The sequence below is a fragment of the Brevibacillus borstelensis genome, from assembly GCF_003710865.1.
GTDB lineage: Bacteria > Bacillota > Bacilli > Brevibacillales > Brevibacillaceae > Brevibacillus > Brevibacillus borstelensis.
In genome coordinates this window covers 1-16,871 of sequence record NZ_RHHO01000060.1, presented here as the reverse complement: position 1 = coordinate 16,871, position 16,871 = coordinate 1, and the positions used below count along the sequence as shown (strand labels likewise).

Here is a 16,871-nt window from a genome sequence, read left to right as displayed (position 1 = left end):
TGGGTTCGTGTACCTCAGGTCGGGATTTTGCCGCCGGCTTCCTTCAGATTCGACCTCGCGGTCGACACCCTTGCCTTGAGCTAACGGTTGGTACAGCCAACCCCCGTTCGGGACTTTCACCCTATAGCTATCGCCCATGCTGGGCGCACCACGACAGAACCGCGGCCACCCGACAGGGAAGGACCGCGGTTTATGGTTTTCCCCTAAAAAAAGAGCCGCTTTCGCAGCGGCTCTCATGTTCTCATTTTAAAAGCAAGTAAAGGATACAATCCGATTTAAAGCTAAGCCGAAGTATTGCCATGTGAAGCCGTTCCATCGATAGCCTGCAACTGTGGTGCGGCTGACGAAAACGGGATAAAACCAGAACGACCGGCCGTTGCGCAGCCAGACGAACGTAAAGCGGAACAAGCATCCTCGGAACGATCCGCGGTCTACGCGGAACTGCTGCCCGAAGGAACGAGGAGCGCTCGGTATCCTGCTAGGCGGCGGTACAGATGGCGGGGGCGGGAAGCCTCCGGGAGGGAATGCGCTGCTTCCAGGCGGCTGACTGCTGCTGCCGGGGGGAAAACCACCACTGCCAGGGGGAAACGGAAAACTCATGATCGTTACACCTCCTACAAGTTTCCCTATATAGAAATGCAGAAAAAGGCAGAAAGGCATGCGCGAATGCCGCTGGTCAATCATCCATTTTTCCGCGACTGCCGTCTGGCTCATGTCCTTGCTTTCTGTTTTAAGGGGAAATAAAAAGAGCGGTTGCACTGCAACCGCCCTGGTGATGGCTATTTCGGATGTTCATTTGATGCTTGCTCTGACTTACTCGACGTGCGATTAATACGGACGCCCGCCCATGATAAAGCGGTATTCCCAGTGGGTATCAGAAAAGTTGGTTATTTTCACACCGCCCGATTCTTTGGAAAACGTTTGCAACAGCTTGTCATCTCCCATGTAGATGCCTACGTGGGTAATGCTTTGCTTGAGGGGATCGACTCCTTTGTAATCCGACTCTTTCCAGCCGCGATAGCTCATGAAAAAGACGAGATCCCCTTTCTTCAACTGTTTCATGTCATAGGTATAGTGACCGTGCTGCTTCACATAATTCGCTTGCGAACGGGCACCGCCTCGTCCCATGTCGATTCCCAGACCATCCCGGTACGCCCACATCGTAAATTCTGAGCAGTCCATCGTATCTTTATTGGAGCGGGTAGAGCCGTATTGATACGGTGTCCCCAAATATTTTTTTCCAGCCTCGATCACCTTGTCTCCTTTGGACTCGGCATCATTGTTCACTGGTGGTTTCACAGGGGCTGGATTACTTGTGCCTGTCCCATCCGTCAAAAAGGAACGCACCCCAACCAGTTTGCCTGTATAGGCGGACAGACGTTTTTCCACGACCTCGTCTTCGCCTTGCGAGGAATAGATGAACCGGTCATTCCCGACATAGATCCCCATAAAATTGGGATTGCCGGTCCCCTTGCTGGAGAAAAACAGCAGGTCGCCCGCTTTTACCTGATCCTTGCTCACTGTTTTTCCGGAACGATACAATTCAGCGATGGTGTCCTCAATGGTTACGCCTACTTTTCCAAATATGTACGTGGCCAAACCTGCAGAACCGAACTGAGTCGGGCCTTCCGCTCCATATTTGTAATCCTTTCCCAAAAGCGATTGGGCCAAGGCCGCTACCTGCTCCGCTTTGCCGGAAAGTTGCGAATCATCAGACGCTTCGGCTGCTTGTCCATTTTCTGCGAACATCAGTAGGGATGTACCAAGCATGACGGCAACCGTAGACTTCTGTATCCAATCTCGTTTCGTCACTCGCATTCTCCTCCTAGCTGTGTTTTCCCAACAGATTGGGTACGCAACCAGTTTAAAGCAAAAAGGGCGCAGCCGATAAGGCTGTAAATCTTTCCAACAGTGGATTTGATTACATAGTCCGAGGACAATAGCCCTATTTTTCCTGTATATATAGCAACACAAAACAAAGCGAACCAGCCTCGAGCAACATTCGAGGGGGAGTGGTTCGCGCAGCTATTCTTATCCGTTTTGCTCGGAAATCGCGAAGGCTTTTCTGCACAAAAAATCGACCGTCCGGTTCATTCGCAGGCGGTGAGAGCCTTTCACCAAAAAAGAAGTATCCGGACGAATGTGCTCATGCAGCATTCGATGCAGCTGTTTTTTGCTTCTGCAAAGGATTACCCTCTCGGGCGGAAAACCTGCCCGAATCGCACCTGCAGCGATATAACGGGCATGCTTGCCTAAAGCATACAAATAATCTACTTGTTTTCTGCAAGCATACTTCCCGACAAAAGAATGTCCTGGAACTGTGTACCTGCCCATTTCCAGCATACTGCCAAGGATCGCGATCCTGGTGCCGGTTTCAAGCTCCTCCAAAACATCCAATGCCGCTTTTACCGCCTGTGGATTGGAACTGTATGTGTCGTCGATCACATTGACATTGGGTCCGACATTCATGGTTGTCAATCTTCGGTTCTGCGGCTGGAATTGCCGCAACCCTTTTTCGATCCCTGAGACGGGAACTCCCAGTTGATGACTGACTGCGATGGCAAGCAGCGCATTGGAGACATTATGCTCACCTCTGACCGGGACAAAAAACGGAAATCGCTCTCCATCGATCGAACAATGAAAGCGGATGCCGTCCCCCTCCCGCTTGAGGCCGCTCGCCTGATAATCCGCTTGGTGCTTGATACCGATGGTGAAAAATTCCCCCTGGAACCTTCCACGAAAAGGCTGCTGTGTGAATTCGCGAGAATACGAGCAGTCCACATTGAGAAACACTTTTCCCTTTGGATCCATCGCACGTATCAATTCGGACTTTGCCATCGCCAGCGCGCGTATATCGCTCCCGACATTGCCGACATGCGCAGAACCGATGTTCGTAATCACAGCGTACCCAGGCTGAATGATTCGGCAATGGCGGGTGAGATCGCCTTTGTACAGCAACCCGTATTCGAGAACTGCGACCTGATGCCGGGTCCAATCTGCTGGGCATGAGCCTTCAAGTTCCCCAAATAATTTCGGTTCCCTCTAGACTTGTAGATCGTAAATTGCGTACTCAGGATGGATGCGATCATCTCTTTGGTCGTGGTTTTGCCAGCACTCCCTGTAACCGCGACGACTGGCAGATGAAGCTGCACAGGCTGTTTGGCTTTTGCCCTTTTTCCACCCAAACGCCTCAATGGGCATCTCTCCTTTGGTTTCCAGGTCCACTTCCGCGTAACTATCCTATGAGCGTTCGGGACAGCCCGTATAGACCTCTAACCAGCCAAGCAGTTCCGCAGTCGGCTATTCTCTACCATTTCCTCTGGATCTGGATCAAGGAGAGAACAAATGACTTTATTTCTACTTGGCGCTCCGGCAACGAGGGAAGCCTGCCCTTCCCCGTCACGATCATCGGGGCCAGAGAGTCTTCGCGGTGCAAAGAACCGTGATTGCCTCCGCCCGGATGATTCGGGGACCGGTTCACATGAAGCTCCGTTCCCGGCATTGCAGTAGCTACGAGAAATTCTCCCTGGTGAGAATCGAGCGAACCCTTCAGTCTGGAAAACGCATCCGGGTATTCTGGCGACCCGATTCTCCGCTCTTTTCCGTGGACCGCAAGACCGAGCACGGACCAATCGCCCTCCACATCCCACAACTTCCCGAATTCGTCCCGGTACGCCTGCCCCTCCCTGTAGCGAAGCCACCGCTCCGAACCTCCCCGCCTCACATAAATCCACCCTTGCTCCTTCCACGCGACCAAATCAATCCGCGGATCGCTTGCAAACAGAGACACCAGCGCTGCAAGCGGGGCACGCTGGGACAAGGAGTAGACGTAGCACATCCGCCCGTTCACCGCAATTGCCACATCATCGTCAGGAGCGGCTGTCCTCCCCAGCGGTGTGTTGCGGTAACCTCGGGCCTGCATCAGCTCGTCCAGATCGATAACTGCCGTTTTTTTCTCCGCCACTGTCGCGGTAACGCCGCTGTCCCCCAGCAAAATAAATACGTGATCACGGAGCGCACGTTCCCAATCGCCGAATGCGTTCAGCAGCCGCTGCAGCCGTTCGTCCACCTCCAGCACCCCTGATACATCCGCAGGGCCTTTTTTATGCAGTTTTCCGTCCAAATCCGGAAAGTAGGCAAAAGTCACATCAGGAAGTGTTCCTTCTTTTATGAGCTGAAGAAGGCTTTGAAGCGTGTATTCGTCATGAAATCCTTAAGCATGGGCGGGCCCCGTCGGCAACGGTGCCGGACTCACCTTTGACAAGGCGCCAAATCCAAGCAGATTCGGTCCCATCACATTCACCCGGCTGCTGCCCATCACCAAGCGAAGCAATTCGTTCGGGAAGACAAGCTGATGGGGAACATTCCCCCGATAAATCAAGCCGTTAATGGAAGCGGAAGTAAATCCGGCCTGGTGCAGCTCCTCGTGGAGAGTGCGAACGCGCTTTGAGAGATGAACCTGGTTTAAGTTCATCAAGGTGTCTGTCAGCAAATTAACTGGCCCCTGCTGCCATACCGCTCTTTGCCCGTCACCGTAGTTGACGATCCTTCTCTCAGAAGGGTGAAACCACAGCAAGCCAGGGATATTGTGCTCATCCGGATACGTTCCGGTCAACATGGAACTGTCTATGGTGACGGACATCGTCGGGAATGAGCTGATTACATCTCGCTTGTACACCCCGTTCTTGATCAAAAAGCCGATTGCCGGCAGCTTGTTTGCTTGCATCAATCGGTCTATCGCAGCCGATTGGAGCGAATCGACGAGCAGCATGATCACCTTGGGACGGCTGGCAGCAGACCGATTTTCTCCAGACAAAGGCAATTCTTGTTGGATGTGCGGCTTGGCGCATGCAGCTATCGCGCTGAGCATCAGTACGAAGCTGAGCGCTAGCAATAGAGACTTTCGTTTTACCGGCACGTTGTGTTCCCCTCCGCGATGTTTCGATCAGGCAGTATTTGTGTATGGTTAACATTTACACTCCCCAGCCGGAAACAACATTATCCCATCTGTCCCACGACGCCTGTCCCTTTAAATCAAAACAGCCCTGCTAAGCAGAGCCGCAACTTGTGCCGGGGAAGCCACGCCGTCCGGTTCGCGGAGGCGCAAAAATCTGTGTAAATGTTCATTGCTTGAGAAAACTGTTACAAACAATACTTGTTTGCGTTACAATAAAAGATGGTTGGCTTTTCCACTTTGCCGCCGAAAAGCAACTCTCCAAGCCAGGCGTCAGGCCAGCCCCTTCCAGGACGAATCCAGCTCTTTTACATAGACAGTCTTCCAGATTCTCAGAAAGTAGGTGGCTCTTTGGAATTTACGACAGACAGCATTATTTTGCTCTTTGCCATCCTTTTGGTTGTCGGTGTTCTGACCACGAAGTTTTCCTCCCGGATCGGCTTGCCCTCTCTCGTATTCTTTATCGCCGTCGGCATGTTCCTCAATCAAATCATTTATTTTGACAACGCCGCCCTGACCCAGCTCTTCGGCATAATGGCGCTGATCGTCATTCTTTTTGAGGGCGGCATGCAGACAAAGTGGAGCAAAGTGCGCCCCGTGATTGCTCCGTCTTTATCGCTGGCTACGCTGGGAGTTGTCTTGACCACGCTGGTTATTGGCGTATTTGCCGTATTCATTCTCCAGCTCTCCTGGCTCGAGGGGCTGCTGTTTGGCGCTATCGTCGGTTCTACGGACGCCGCCGCCGTATTTGCCGTGCTTGGAAACAAGAACATCAAAGAGCGGATTACCTCGCTTTTGGAGGCAGAGTCGGGAACAAACGATCCGATGGCCGTTTTTTTGACCGTCTCGTTCATCCAAATGATCCAGGAGCCCGAAGCCAGCTTCTTTACGATGATCCTTTCCCTGATCTGGCAAATGGGCTTTGGCCTCGTGATGGGATTGCTCCTGGGAAAAATCTCGGTCTGGGCGATCAACCGGATCAATCTGGATTCGTCAGGGCTTTATCCCGTGCTCGCCTTATCCCTCGCCGTGCTTACTTACAGCGGAACTGCGCTGCTTCACGGCAGCGGCCTGCTCGCGGTGTACGTCATGGCTATGGTTGTGGGCAATTCCGATTTGACCTATCGCCATTCGATCTTCCGCTTTAACGAAGGCTTCGCCTGGATGATGCAAATCCTGATGTTTATTCTGCTGGGGTTACTCAGCTTCCCGGACGATCTGCTGGTGATCGCGTGGCAGGGGCTTGCTCTCTCTGCACTGCTCATGTTTGTTGCCAGACCGATCGGCGTTTTCATCAGTACCGCCCTCACTCGCTATTCGCTAAAAGAAAAGATGTTTATTTCCTGGGCGGGCTTGCGTGGAGCCGTTCCGATCGTTCTGGCCACGTACCCGTTGCTCGCTGGACTGGACAATGGGATTCTCTTCTTTAACGTCGTCTTCTTCGTCGTGTTGACATCGGCTCTGATTCAGGGTGCGACGCTCTCCCCGCTCGCTCAGAGATGGGGGCTCACCAGTGCACAAAAGCCGGTGATTCCGCACAGCCTGGAGCTGGTCTCGATCGGCAAGACAAACTCGGAAATGATGGAAATCGAGGTAAAGGCCGGTACCCGTGCCGAAGGACAGGACCTGCAGTCTCTCACACTTCCGGAGAACACCTTGATCACAGCCGTCATCCGCCAAACAAAGTTGATCACTCCGCAAGGCTCGACTACACTTAAAGCAGGAGACATTTTGTACGTGCTCTGCGAAAAGAAAATGCGCGAGAGCGTGAAATCGGTCTTCCTGGAGCAGATGCCGGGCAAAGAAAGTGAGCAGTAGGACGGTCAGCGGAACCGTCCAAATTCCATCTCCACACTCAATCGCGAGATCTTCGGAAAGCGGTGTATGAAAGCCTTTTGTCCGAAGATCTTTTTTACTTCCCTCTTTACAGACCGACCGTCGGTTTGTATACTTTAACATGTAACACTTCCAGGGAATTTTTTCTTCCCCTCGAAAGGATGATCTGTTGATGATATCGCGAGCCAACGATTCCCCCAGCTTTCGTCTCCTGCTGGAAACGACCGCAGCGTGCATTCGGGAAAAAGGCTGCAAAAAAACAACGCTGCAGGAGATTATGAACCGGTCCGGGCTCTCCAAGGGAGCCATTTACCACTATGTGCGAAGCAAGGATGAGCTGTTCGGTCTCATCCTCAAGAACAAGCTGGAATCATTGAGCGACAGCTTTTATCAAACGGCGTACGCGAAAAAAGATTTGCATCATCCGATGGAAGTCATCGCTGCCAGTGTCCGGCCTTTTGCCAATCCGGATGACGTGACTACTCCTATTTTGTTGTATTTGCTCAGTCAACAGGACCAAGCATCTGTAAGAAGTATCCTGGAGGACGTGTACCGTCATTCAGAGGAGAACTCGATCAAGTGGATCGAGCTTGGAAAAGAGGCTGGTGTCATCCCTGAACACATCGACGCTCGCAAAGCAGTCCGGCGGTTTATCACGTATTCGTATGGACTTCGCGTCAGAAGCGTCATCAGTCCGGATGAAATGGAAGAAGCGATTGCGGACTACTATGAGCTGATGAAGCGCGAACTGACGAAGCCCAACACCTAAGGGAGGATTCATTATGGCGGGATTTGAATTTTTCAGGATTATTCATATCATTGCAGGCTTTCTTGCGTTAGTTGTCTTCTGGATTCCGATCGTTACGAAAAAAGGAGGAAAGGCGCATAACCGCGTCGGCTGGGTGTACGTCATCTCCATGGCCGCCGTCGCTGTGTCCGCCCTCTATATGGGGGTGTGGCGCATCGGCTTTGACCCGGACCGGACCTTGGCTTCGGTCTCTTTTGCCTGGTTTTTGATCTATATCTCCCTGCTCAGCTCGGCGACGGCCTGGTACGGCATGCGGGTGCTGCGATTTAAAAAACGCGTTTCTGCTCACCGCAACCCGTGGGATTTGCTGTTTCCCGGCCTGCTTTTCATCTCCAGCTTTTTTATCGGGGGCTACGGTTATCTGATCGACTCGCCGCTGCTCAACTGGTTTCCGCTCGTCGGCGTATTTCTCGGCGGCACTCAGCTCAAGTATTGGCTTCGCCCGCCTGCTACAAAAATGCACTGGTTTTTTCAGCACATGTCGGGCATGATGGGCTGTTGTATCGCAACGATTACCGCCTTCACCGTGTTTGGAGCGCCCCGTCTGCTTCATCTGGAGAGTGTAAATCCGATCATCTGGTTTTTCCCTACAATCGTGATAACCCCGGTTATTGTCGGCATGAGCGTCTATTATCAAAAGAAGTTCTCGAAAAAACCGATATCGCCAGGCAAGTAAACAGCCAAAGGAAGGCAGAATGGGATGCCTTCCTCTGTTGCCGTCTTCAGCCTACTTTTTCTCAGCCATTTCGCCAAATCGCTTAACCAGCTTTTCCTGATGCGCTTTCATGATCTCCTCTGGCCCCACACCGTACTGCTCGGCAAGCAGCACCAGATTCCCCAGTACATCACCCATCTCCTCGATCAGCTCGGCACGAATTTCTTCAACAGAACGATCCCCTTCATCCGGCCGGTCTCTTCCGATCTCCGTCGTCCGTACAGCACGTGCCAGTTCGCCCACTTCTTCCATTAAAAAACCGACCCGGATAAAGGGCCCGTACTTTGTCCAGCCGCGTTCTCCGTAAAAATCATTGACCCATTTTTGAAAATGATCCAGATTCATCGATCTATCCTTCCTTCTTCCAAGATTCACCTGTATACTATACCTTGGCAAAAGTCCGGTCAACTGCCGTCTTTAGCGAAGGAGGAAGAGCAATGAAACGAATTTGTGTCTATGCTGGCTCCAATCCCGGCACCAAACCCGTTTATACCGAGAAGGCAAAGGAATTGGGAATGGAATTGGCCAAACGGGGTTTGGAGCTCGTATACGGCGGGTCCAACATGGGTCTGATGGGAAGCACAGCAAACGCCGTCCTGGAAGCCGGAGGAGCCGCGATCGGGGTCATGCCTCGCGGGTTGTTCCGCGGAGAAATGGCCCACAGCGGGTTGACCCAATTTTATCAAGTGGAAAATATGCATGAGCGTAAGGCAAAAATGTCTGAGCTCTCTGATGCGTTCATCGCCCTGCCCGGCGGCTATGGAACCTTTGAGGAGCTGTTCGAAGCGCTCTGCTGGGGACAAATAGGCATTCATGAAAAGCCGGTAGGCGTCTTGAACGTCGATGATTACTACTCCCCGCTGATTCAGCTCGTCGAGACTGCCGTCGCAGCCGGCTTCATGCCTGCTACCCATAAGGAATTGCTGATCGTCGACAGCGCGCCTGTAAAACTTCTTGACAAGCTCGCTACGTACAAGCGTCCGAATCTGACAAATAAATGGAACGAACCGGATCAGTCATAATCAGACAGGGGCATTTGACACGCTTCTACAGACAATCCGTTTCGCCCAGCCCAGCCAGGAAAATCCTGCAAGCGGTTCCCAGACTTTCTAGCATCTTGGGCCTTCCTCCTGTATAATAGGGGCAACTTACGTACAAAAAAGGAGGTTGCCATTTTGAACATTTGGGAATCCGATTTGCCAGGAATCGGACGTAAATTTCAAATGGAGACCCGAATGGGAGAAAAGCTGGTTGTTGTCATCCATGACAGCGGCAGAAGAGAATTGTACTTCTTCGATGCCGGTGATCCGGATGAGTGCACATCAACCATTACGCTTGAAGACGATGAAGCCATGCAGGCAGCGGGAATTCTCGGCGGCATGAGCTACAAGCCGAAAGCGCTGGAGACCGTGAATCTCTCCCTGAACGATCTGGTTATCGAATGGTTCAAAATTCCTTCTGGGGCTGCATGCATCGGCAAAACGATAGGAGAAGTAGATGTCCGGCAAAAGACCGGTGTCACGATTATCGCCGTCATTGATCGGGAAAAGAAAAAACAGATCAACCCGGGTCCCGAGCACGTATTCATGGCGGATACGCAGCTCGTTGTGGCCGGCGAACGGGATCATTTGAAAAAACTGAAGGAATTGCTGCAACACGGCTAAGCTCTTTTACGAAAATAAAAGGGGCAGGTATCGATCATACAGATACCTGCCCCTTGCTTTTTTCAACCCAATGGTACGATCAACCTGTTCCATCGCCCTGCTGTTTTCGCCTGCTGAAATTCCCCGACACTTTTTCCCAGAAGTTGTAGATGGTTTTTGATTCTTTGGTCAATAGTGGTCCCAGAACAGCCAGGATCAGAACATACAGCACAGCGAAGGACTGAACGACCGGGTCCAGGCCTCCTGCCTTCCCGATGTTTGCCATGATAATGGAAAACTCGCCGCGTGATGCGAGCGTAAACCCGATATTGAAGGAAGCCCGCTTGGATATACCTGCCGAGCGTCCCCCCATCATGCCTGCGAAAATATTTGCCACAAGCGTGAGGACAACAGCCACGATCGTGATCCACACTGCTCCTCCAAGCGACATCGGATCAATTGTCAGCCCGAAGCCAAAGAAGAAGATCGCACCGAAAAAATCCCGGAACGGCAAAACCAGATGCTCGATTCGCTTGACATGCTTGGAATCCGCCAGCACAAGCCCCACCAAAAGCGCCCCGATCGCCTCTGCCACGTGTAGCGTTTCGGAAAAACCCGCCACCAGGAACAGAGCCGTAAACACGAGGATGAGGAACAGTTCGGTCGATTTGATGTCGAACAAGCGATCTACATACTTGATAACGTATCTTCCCGCGATCAGGAAGAACAAAATGAAGAGCAGCGCCGATAACGAAGTCATCAAAACACCTGTAAATGAGGTAGCTCCGCTCAAGACCAGGCCGGACAATATGGACATGTGTACGGCGATGAACAGATCGTCAAACATGATCATGCCCATGATAATCTCCGTCTCCGGGTTGGCTGTCCGTTTCAGATCAACGAGAACCTTGGCTACGATCGCTGTGGAAGAGCTGGTCATGATTCCCGCGACCACCAGCGTTTCCTTTAACGGCAAGTCCATCATCCATCCAAGCAGCAAGCCAGATACAAAATTGAGCGCGACGTAAAAAATACCGCCGACGAGGATTGATTTTCCCGACTTGATCAGGCGACTTACGGAAAACTCCAGGCCCAGGTAAAACAACAGGAAGAGCACGCCAAGACGGCCCATGAACTCGATAAACTCCGAGCTTTCAATAAATCGCAAATCAAGGATTCCAAAATGAGGTGCGTGCGGTCCTACCGCCATCCCTATCAAAATGTAAAATGGTATGACCGAGAAGCGCAGCTTTGTGGAGATCAAGCCGACGATTGAAATTAAAGCAAGGGCAAGCCCTATCTCAAATATTACGGTATCCATATGTTCCTCCTTTTTCAGTCTTTTTCATGAGTTGCTGATGCACAGCTTCCATCTTTTTTGCATCCGAAAATCAGTGGAATGCATGCAAATGGAATTTCTCTTGATTGCTTTCCAGACTGGGAAAAGGAGTACGCTAATCGCGTCCACCGAGCAAATACGCCTTTAAAGCTTTGAGATGCTGCCTCTCCCCTGCGACGATGAGCGTCGAGTTGGCAGTGAAGACATAATCGGGTCCTGGATTGATATGCTTCGTATGGTCTTTTTCTACGACAGCGATGATGGAGGCTCCCGTTTTCTGGCGAATCTCCAGTTCTCCGATCTTTTTCCCGATGCACTTTGCGCTGGCTTCGATTTTGTGCCACTCGATCACCAGATCGTCAAGGCTGATGTCAATCGACTCGAGCGCCTTCGGTTTATACGCCATCCCGCCAATAATGCCGGCAACCTGTCGCGCCTCTTCGTCATCGAGCGCCACCATCGAGACGCTGCTCTCAGGATCATCCTGGTCAAAATGGTACAGTTCGCGCCTTCCGTTATCGTGAATCACAACTACAAGCTTATCTCCGCTTTGGGTATCCAGTTGAAATTTTTTCCCGATTCCCGGCAAATGAGTTTCACGTACATTCATGAAAAATACCTCCAAGTTCGTTTTTGGCCATAACAAAGAAATCCCATCTGTACACTTAGTATTTTGGCAGTCGCAACTCCCTTATCTGTTTTTCGTGAACAACAAAGCCGACTGTGCACGCTTTCGCGTCGTTTTTCCATTCAGGCTAACGCAGTGTTCTGCCTCCGAGTAAGTTCTTGTATCATCGTTTTGTTCTGCCGAGTAAGTTCCTCATTGTTGCCCATAACAAAAAATAGGAGTCGCTTCCTTTTTGCCAACAACATTCCTGTCAACTACATTGTGATTTATTTCACAATCGAGAGAATTTATTTACTAAACGACCTTGGCAAAATTTATTTTCATCCTTTATTCGAACGATTCAGGGATTTTTATACAATTTTTATTCAATGGTGTGGTCCGTGCCAGACAGGCTAAAAAAATCATAGCTGTCGAGCTATCGGGAGGTGTTTGGGAGAAAAAACGTCGAGGTGAATTTAATAGGCATCAGAAAGAGACTTTTCATTTTAATGGGAATGAAAGTCCGATACGTAAACCGAGGTATAGGAGTAGCGCGAAGGAAAAGCAGCGGCAGCACAAGGATCAACAATGCTTCTCTGATAGGCGCATATTGAAACTTGATCGGAGATGCCTTGCGGAAATGAACGAAATGCTTTTCGTACGGATTCGCGGAAATTTGCGGAGAATCTTCTTCCATGGACTGAGCGTCTGCATTATACAAGGGAGCGGATGCAAAGACGATAAGGATTAGCACGCTAAAAATGAAAAACGGGATGCCCCTGCGACTCGCTTTTCTATTCAATGCGTGCACCTCCTTTCCAGATTTTTGTTCAGTGTCCCTGTCCTTGCGACGTTTGCCTCGCTCTCATCATCCAGGATTAAAAAACAAATAAACGCATAATAATTTTCTTATATTATGTATACATAAAAAGGGTATCATTTTGAAACAATTAAGTCAAATCAGATGCTTGTCTGCTTAGCTTGAAAACGCTCTCACTCGTTATTAAAAGGAATGCTCAAAATCCACTTTATGGTAAATCATCATTGAAAAGAACATAAAAAAAGCGGCCCTTTTCGCTGTGAAAAGAGAGCGCTGTCTGATAAATGATTGCTTTCTCTACCCTTTCATCTCTTTCTCAATTTGCTTGAGCTTTTTCTTTTGCTTGCAGGCTTTCTCCTGTTCACTGGACCATGGGGTGTCACTCAGTTTCTGCAATTCATCGATAAGCTTCTTGTCTGAGGTAACATGGATCGCAGAATCGGGAAACTCCTTTTTTAATTTCTCCCCGACTTCTTTTTCGATCGACTCCAATCGGAAGCGATTAAAGTTGCTTACTTCAATGGCGACGTCCAGCTCCTTGTCGATGTGAACAGCGACAGCTTTATCGATTCCATGTACTTGTTCCGTAATGGACTTGGCTTTCTGTTCCTTGTCAAAGAAACGAACCGGCGTCGGCTTGCACAGAGGATCTTCTGCCGCGGATTTTGTTTTTGCCTGTTGATTTTGATTGGCTTGCGGATTGCAGCCTGTGGCGAAAAGAACCAGAGACACGACTAGTACTATGGTACGCAAAAGAAAACCTCCCACTAAATAGCGTACCTTTAGCGTTTCCTAACATGGGTTTTCTATGATATGTAATTTGTTCTGTCGCCAGTACGGATGTTCTGAATTTGTATAGAAATCAAAAAACGCGAGAAGGACACTTTCATAAAATGTCCTTCTCGCGGATGACAGCACATACCTGACACACGGTAAGTGCTATCTATTCTGTGCCTGTTTTGTCCGGTAAAACTCATTAAACAGCTTCATCAGCGCCCGCTTTTCGATCCGGGAGACGTAAGAACGGGAAATGCCAAGCTCGCGTGCGATTTCCCTTTGCGTTTTTTCTTTGTCCTGATCCAGGCCAAACCTGCCGATTATCACTTCTTTTTCGCGTTCATCGAGAATGTGAATGTGCTGGTAAATCTTATTCGACTCCAGCTTTAGCTGGACAGCATCCACGACCTCGTCTGTTTCCGTGCCCAGGACGTCGATCAGCGTGATCTCGTTGCCCTCTTTGTCCGTACCGATCGGATCGTGCAAAGAGACATCTTTCTTGGTTTTTTTCAGGCTGCGAAGATGCATGAGGATTTCGATTCTAATGTCAATAGTGGCGCATCAGAAGGTGTAGAGCTCGATGTTATTTTCGTATACCCGTATCTCTCTTACTACATGACGAATGAGTTCTCGCTTATCCTCAAATGTAAGTTCATCCGGTTTTTTGGACAGATAATACTTTGCCGCTTCTTGGAGTAAATCTCGGTTGTAGCCACTTTCCTTCATACGCTGGGCTTGCTCTTCGAGTTCTGTGAGCTGTTGAAGCAGCCTTTCTTCCCTCGCTTTTAGATCACGCAGCTCTTGACGGATCTCCTCTTCGCCCAAGTCCTCTTCGCCTGAAGAAAACAGTTTTAATAACCGCTTTCGGCCATTCCTCGTTTTCTCCAGCTCCTTTTGCAGCCGTTCTACCTCTGCCAATTCGTAAGGTGCCTCGCTTCTTTCTTCGACGGCAGCAGCAATCTCATCTGGATTGTCCAGCCAAGATCGAACCGTTTCCCAGACTTCTTCATCCAGTTCCTCACACTTAATTTTTCGGCCACATCCATGATTTTGGGCACCAGCGGTGTTTTTTACATCGGTGTATTCGAAGACATGCTCCCCCCAATTTTTAGATTTCCGGCCGGTCATCGTGTTGCCGCAGTCTCCGCAACGAAGCAATCCACTCAGCAAATACTGATTTAGACTCCTGCCCGCCCAACGCCTTCTTGACTCTTTCAAAAGCTTTTGTGCATGCTCAAACTTTACTTCATCGATAATGGCAGGGCAGCTCAGTTGTATCCACTCTTCTTGCGGACGTTGACGCATCCGAACTTTTTCTTCGGAATTCCGGAATTTGTTTCCGAGCATGCCTTCCGTATTCCAACGATTCTGATAAAACCTCCCGATATACGCTTCGTTCATCAGCAATTGACGGACAACCTGGCGATGCCACACTCTGGCCCCGCGTTTGGTTGGAATGCCTTTTTCCGTTAGATACTTGGCAATCCCATTCATACCTTGTACCAATTCGTTTGGCTGCGTAAACAGGTCAAAAATCAATCTGACAACTGCCGCTTCCCCTTCATTTACAATCATTTGTTCTTTTTCCGGGTCATAGCTGTATCCATATATCTGAAAATCACGCAGGACACGACCTTGCCTTGCCTTCTCTCTTCTGCCACGGCTCATCCGTTCATTTATTTTTGCTTTTTCAAACTCCGCGATCGCTCCACGCATGCTATAAAATAGTTGTCCCTCAGGTGTCTTGGCATATTCCCCGTTTACAAAAACGAGCTCAATCCCACGCTTATCGAATTCGTCAGTAATAAGCAGCTGGTTCATGAGTTTTCGTGATAATCTGTCTGGATCGAGGCAGATGATTTTTGTTATAACGCCATCTTTTACATCTTGTCGTAATTTCGTGAGAGCGGGACGGTCCAGAAATTCACCTGACATATCGTCTACATACTCAACAACGTCAAGCGTTCCCGCCTTCTTCCGACATTCCCTGATCTGGTCATCAAGGCTGAAGCCGCTTTTTGCTTGTTCCTCGGTGCTTACTCGCGCGTAAATCCCGACCATCCAGCTTCTCCTTTCTGTACTTTCTCAGCAGATATCGGTAGCAGTCAGAACGAGCCTTGTCAGTCGTACTTCCGGGTATGATTCTTACATGCATCGTTCATCCCTCCCTGATCAGAGGGTATGCATATACTGCTTGTCAAAAGTCGTCATATAGAAAAAAGCCCCCAGTAAATAAAAGAGGCTTTATCGAAGAGCGTCCGGGTTTACATCGAGAAGGGAACGGCGACGGAGCCAATTGAAATCAAAGGATTCGGGGGTGCGTTTGATTGATACCTCTACCTCGGTGGCTCCCTGCTCGTGGACAAGGATTTTGAACTGTTGATGACCTCCAACGAGATTCCCGGTTCGTTCATTCCACACGATCGGTTCTACATACCCAAATTCTTCGATGGAGTATTTCAGTTTTTCATATTCCAGGTCGCCCGGCTGCAGTTCAATCCTTGGATTGTACGGGTTCAGGTTGATCATCGAAACAGGTATTTTTCGTAAGTCCAAGCTGGATTTCTCTTCTTAGTGGCGATAGATATAAGAATAAAGAATATTGCCAGCGCCAAAATCGCTGTAAGCCTTGATACAGGTGGGCTGGTGGCAACTTTTTGAGTGATGCGAAACGACTACTATTTACCTGAAAAAGTATACGTTTTGTATCACCGCAAAAAACAACGGTTGTGCTTAGAGCGTCAAGGCTTTAAGGCCTGTCTGCTTCTGGCGACCCCCTATTCGGAATTCGGGTCCTCCCCAGCTTCCGTGATCTCCCATTTGAAGAGTTGCAGGAGCGATGTTTCAGCTGACTTGCCGTTGAACGAATAAAGTGGATTGATCGCAAGCGCTGTCCTGCCGTCGATCTCCACGCGCCGAAGAATTCGCTCAGCGATGAACGCCCGGACGATCTTGCGGGCGGTCGGATAGGAACAGTCTGCGATGCAGGCAAGGTCCTTTACCGTAAGCGGTACACCTCTCTGGCCGCGCTCGTTATCGCCCTCAAGGAGATTGGTTCCCTCACTAGCATACGGCGTGATCTTCAACAAAAAGCCAGCCTCGGCGAGTGACAGCTTCCTGAGCCGTCGCTTTGCCTTCTGGCTGGCTTTGATCTTTACGAATTTTGAGCTGCGGCCGACTGGACGAAATACTTTTACTATCTCATCCGAAAGCCGCAGCACTTCCTCGGTGTAAAATATTTCTCACGTATCTGAGTCAACAAACTGGCGCATTACATGATCATCACCATTGCTTCAATTGATGTGCGGAAATGTATAATCTAATTTGAAATTGTTACTTTCTTTATTTAAATGTAGAGTAGAGAACTGAAAC

18 protein-coding genes and 1 pseudogene are annotated in these 16,871 nt (G+C 49.8%); 5 read left to right on the top strand and 14 right to left on the bottom strand.

Going from position 1 to position 16,871, the window contains the following annotated elements:
• Positions 1–246: 246 nt before the first annotated feature.
• From EDM54_RS24080 to EDM54_RS24060, 6 genes are all read right to left on the bottom strand, one after another.
• On the bottom strand, positions 247–600 hold the full coding sequence (locus EDM54_RS24080; protein ID WP_003390822.1) for a hypothetical protein: 354 nt from the start codon (positions 598–600) through the stop codon (positions 247–249).
• 228 nt (positions 601–828) lie between these two features.
• Entirely contained in the window at positions 829–1,818 is a 990-nt protein-coding gene (locus EDM54_RS24075) for a C40 family peptidase (protein ID WP_251255428.1), read from the bottom strand.
• Between the two features lie 213 nt (positions 1,819–2,031).
• A complete protein-coding gene (locus EDM54_RS24070) occupies positions 2,032–2,958 on the bottom strand; it encodes a UDP-N-acetylmuramoyl-tripeptide--D-alanyl-D-alanine ligase (RefSeq protein WP_255320382.1) in 927 nt (308 codons plus the stop codon).
• A complete protein-coding gene (locus tag EDM54_RS27140) occupies positions 2,898–3,194 on the bottom strand; it encodes a Mur ligase family protein (RefSeq protein ID WP_255320383.1) in 297 nt (98 codons plus the stop codon). Before EDM54_RS27140 ends, EDM54_RS24070 begins: the two co-directional genes overlap by 61 nt.
• A 113-nt stretch (positions 3,195–3,307) precedes the next feature.
• Positions 3,308–4,171: an alkaline phosphatase family protein gene (locus EDM54_RS24065; RefSeq protein WP_122958946.1), complete on the bottom strand. Its 864-nt coding sequence runs from the start codon at positions 4,169–4,171 to the stop codon at positions 3,308–3,310.
• Between the two features lie 42 nt (positions 4,172–4,213).
• Entirely contained in the window at positions 4,214–4,918 is a 705-nt protein-coding gene (locus EDM54_RS24060; protein WP_122958945.1) for an alkaline phosphatase family protein, read from the bottom strand.
• Between the two features lie 387 nt (positions 4,919–5,305).
• Between EDM54_RS24060 and EDM54_RS24055 the strand changes: the two genes are divergently transcribed.
• The 3 genes from EDM54_RS24055 (at position 5,306) to EDM54_RS24045 (ending at position 8,274) form a co-directional block, all read left to right on the top strand.
• Positions 5,306–6,772 carry a potassium/proton antiporter gene (locus EDM54_RS24055; protein WP_003390831.1) on the top strand — a complete coding sequence of 489 codons (1,467 nt, stop codon included), beginning with the start codon at positions 5,306–5,308 and terminating at the stop codon, positions 6,770–6,772.
• Between the two features lie 190 nt (positions 6,773–6,962).
• Entirely contained in the window at positions 6,963–7,559 is a 597-nt protein-coding gene (locus EDM54_RS24050) for a TetR/AcrR family transcriptional regulator (RefSeq protein WP_003390833.1), read from the top strand.
• Between the two features lie 13 nt (positions 7,560–7,572).
• Positions 7,573–8,274 (top strand): DUF2306 domain-containing protein, encoded by a 702-nt coding sequence (locus EDM54_RS24045; RefSeq protein WP_122958944.1) that lies wholly within the window; start codon positions 7,573–7,575, stop codon positions 8,272–8,274.
• A 51-nt stretch (positions 8,275–8,325) separates the two neighbouring features.
• Here EDM54_RS24045 and EDM54_RS24040 read toward each other — a convergent pair whose 3' ends face one another.
• Positions 8,326–8,658 (bottom strand): MazG nucleotide pyrophosphohydrolase domain-containing protein, encoded by a 333-nt coding sequence (locus EDM54_RS24040; protein ID WP_003390838.1) that lies wholly within the window; start codon positions 8,656–8,658, stop codon positions 8,326–8,328.
• Between the two features lie 92 nt (positions 8,659–8,750).
• Between EDM54_RS24040 and EDM54_RS24035 the strand changes: the two genes are divergently transcribed.
• Positions 8,751–9,335 (top strand): LOG family protein, encoded by a 585-nt coding sequence (locus EDM54_RS24035; RefSeq protein WP_122958943.1) that lies wholly within the window; start codon positions 8,751–8,753, stop codon positions 9,333–9,335.
• Between the two features lie 153 nt (positions 9,336–9,488).
• Positions 9,489–9,977, top strand: a complete 489-nt coding sequence (locus EDM54_RS24030; RefSeq protein WP_003390843.1) for a cation:proton antiporter regulatory subunit — start codon at positions 9,489–9,491, stop codon at positions 9,975–9,977.
• A gap of 79 nt (positions 9,978–10,056) precedes the next feature.
• On the opposite strand, the gene EDM54_RS24025 is transcribed toward EDM54_RS24030, so the two are convergent.
• The 7 genes and pseudogenes from EDM54_RS24025 to EDM54_RS26670 form a co-directional block, all read right to left on the bottom strand.
• Entirely contained in the window at positions 10,057–11,277 is a 1,221-nt protein-coding gene (locus tag EDM54_RS24025; protein WP_003390846.1) for a cation:proton antiporter, read from the bottom strand.
• Between the two features lie 133 nt (positions 11,278–11,410).
• Positions 11,411–11,905 carry a cation:proton antiporter regulatory subunit gene (locus EDM54_RS24020; protein WP_003390849.1) on the bottom strand — a complete coding sequence of 165 codons (495 nt, stop codon included), beginning with the start codon at positions 11,903–11,905 and terminating at the stop codon, positions 11,411–11,413.
• A gap of 1,114 nt (positions 11,906–13,019) precedes the next feature.
• The gene (locus tag EDM54_RS24010; RefSeq protein ID WP_003390853.1) at positions 13,020–13,475 is read right to left on the bottom strand and encodes a YhcN/YlaJ family sporulation lipoprotein; all 456 of its coding nucleotides are present in this window, start codon (positions 13,473–13,475) and stop codon (positions 13,020–13,022) included.
• Between the two features lie 186 nt (positions 13,476–13,661).
• Positions 13,662–14,045, bottom strand: a pseudogene (locus EDM54_RS24005) (sigma-70 family RNA polymerase sigma factor); the annotation flags it as partial.
• Between the two features lie 15 nt (positions 14,046–14,060).
• Entirely contained in the window at positions 14,061–15,560 is a 1,500-nt protein-coding gene (locus tag EDM54_RS24000) for a recombinase family protein (RefSeq protein ID WP_122958942.1), read from the bottom strand.
• 183 nt (positions 15,561–15,743) lie between these two features.
• Positions 15,744–16,055: a ParB N-terminal domain-containing protein gene (locus EDM54_RS23995; protein WP_003390861.1), complete on the bottom strand. Its 312-nt coding sequence runs from the start codon at positions 16,053–16,055 to the stop codon at positions 15,744–15,746.
• Positions 16,056–16,276: 221 nt separating this feature from the next.
• Positions 16,277–16,720, bottom strand: coding sequence for a hypothetical protein (locus EDM54_RS26670; protein WP_243015106.1), 444 nt, complete (start codon positions 16,718–16,720; stop codon positions 16,277–16,279).
• Between the last annotated feature and the right edge of the window lie 151 nt (positions 16,721–16,871).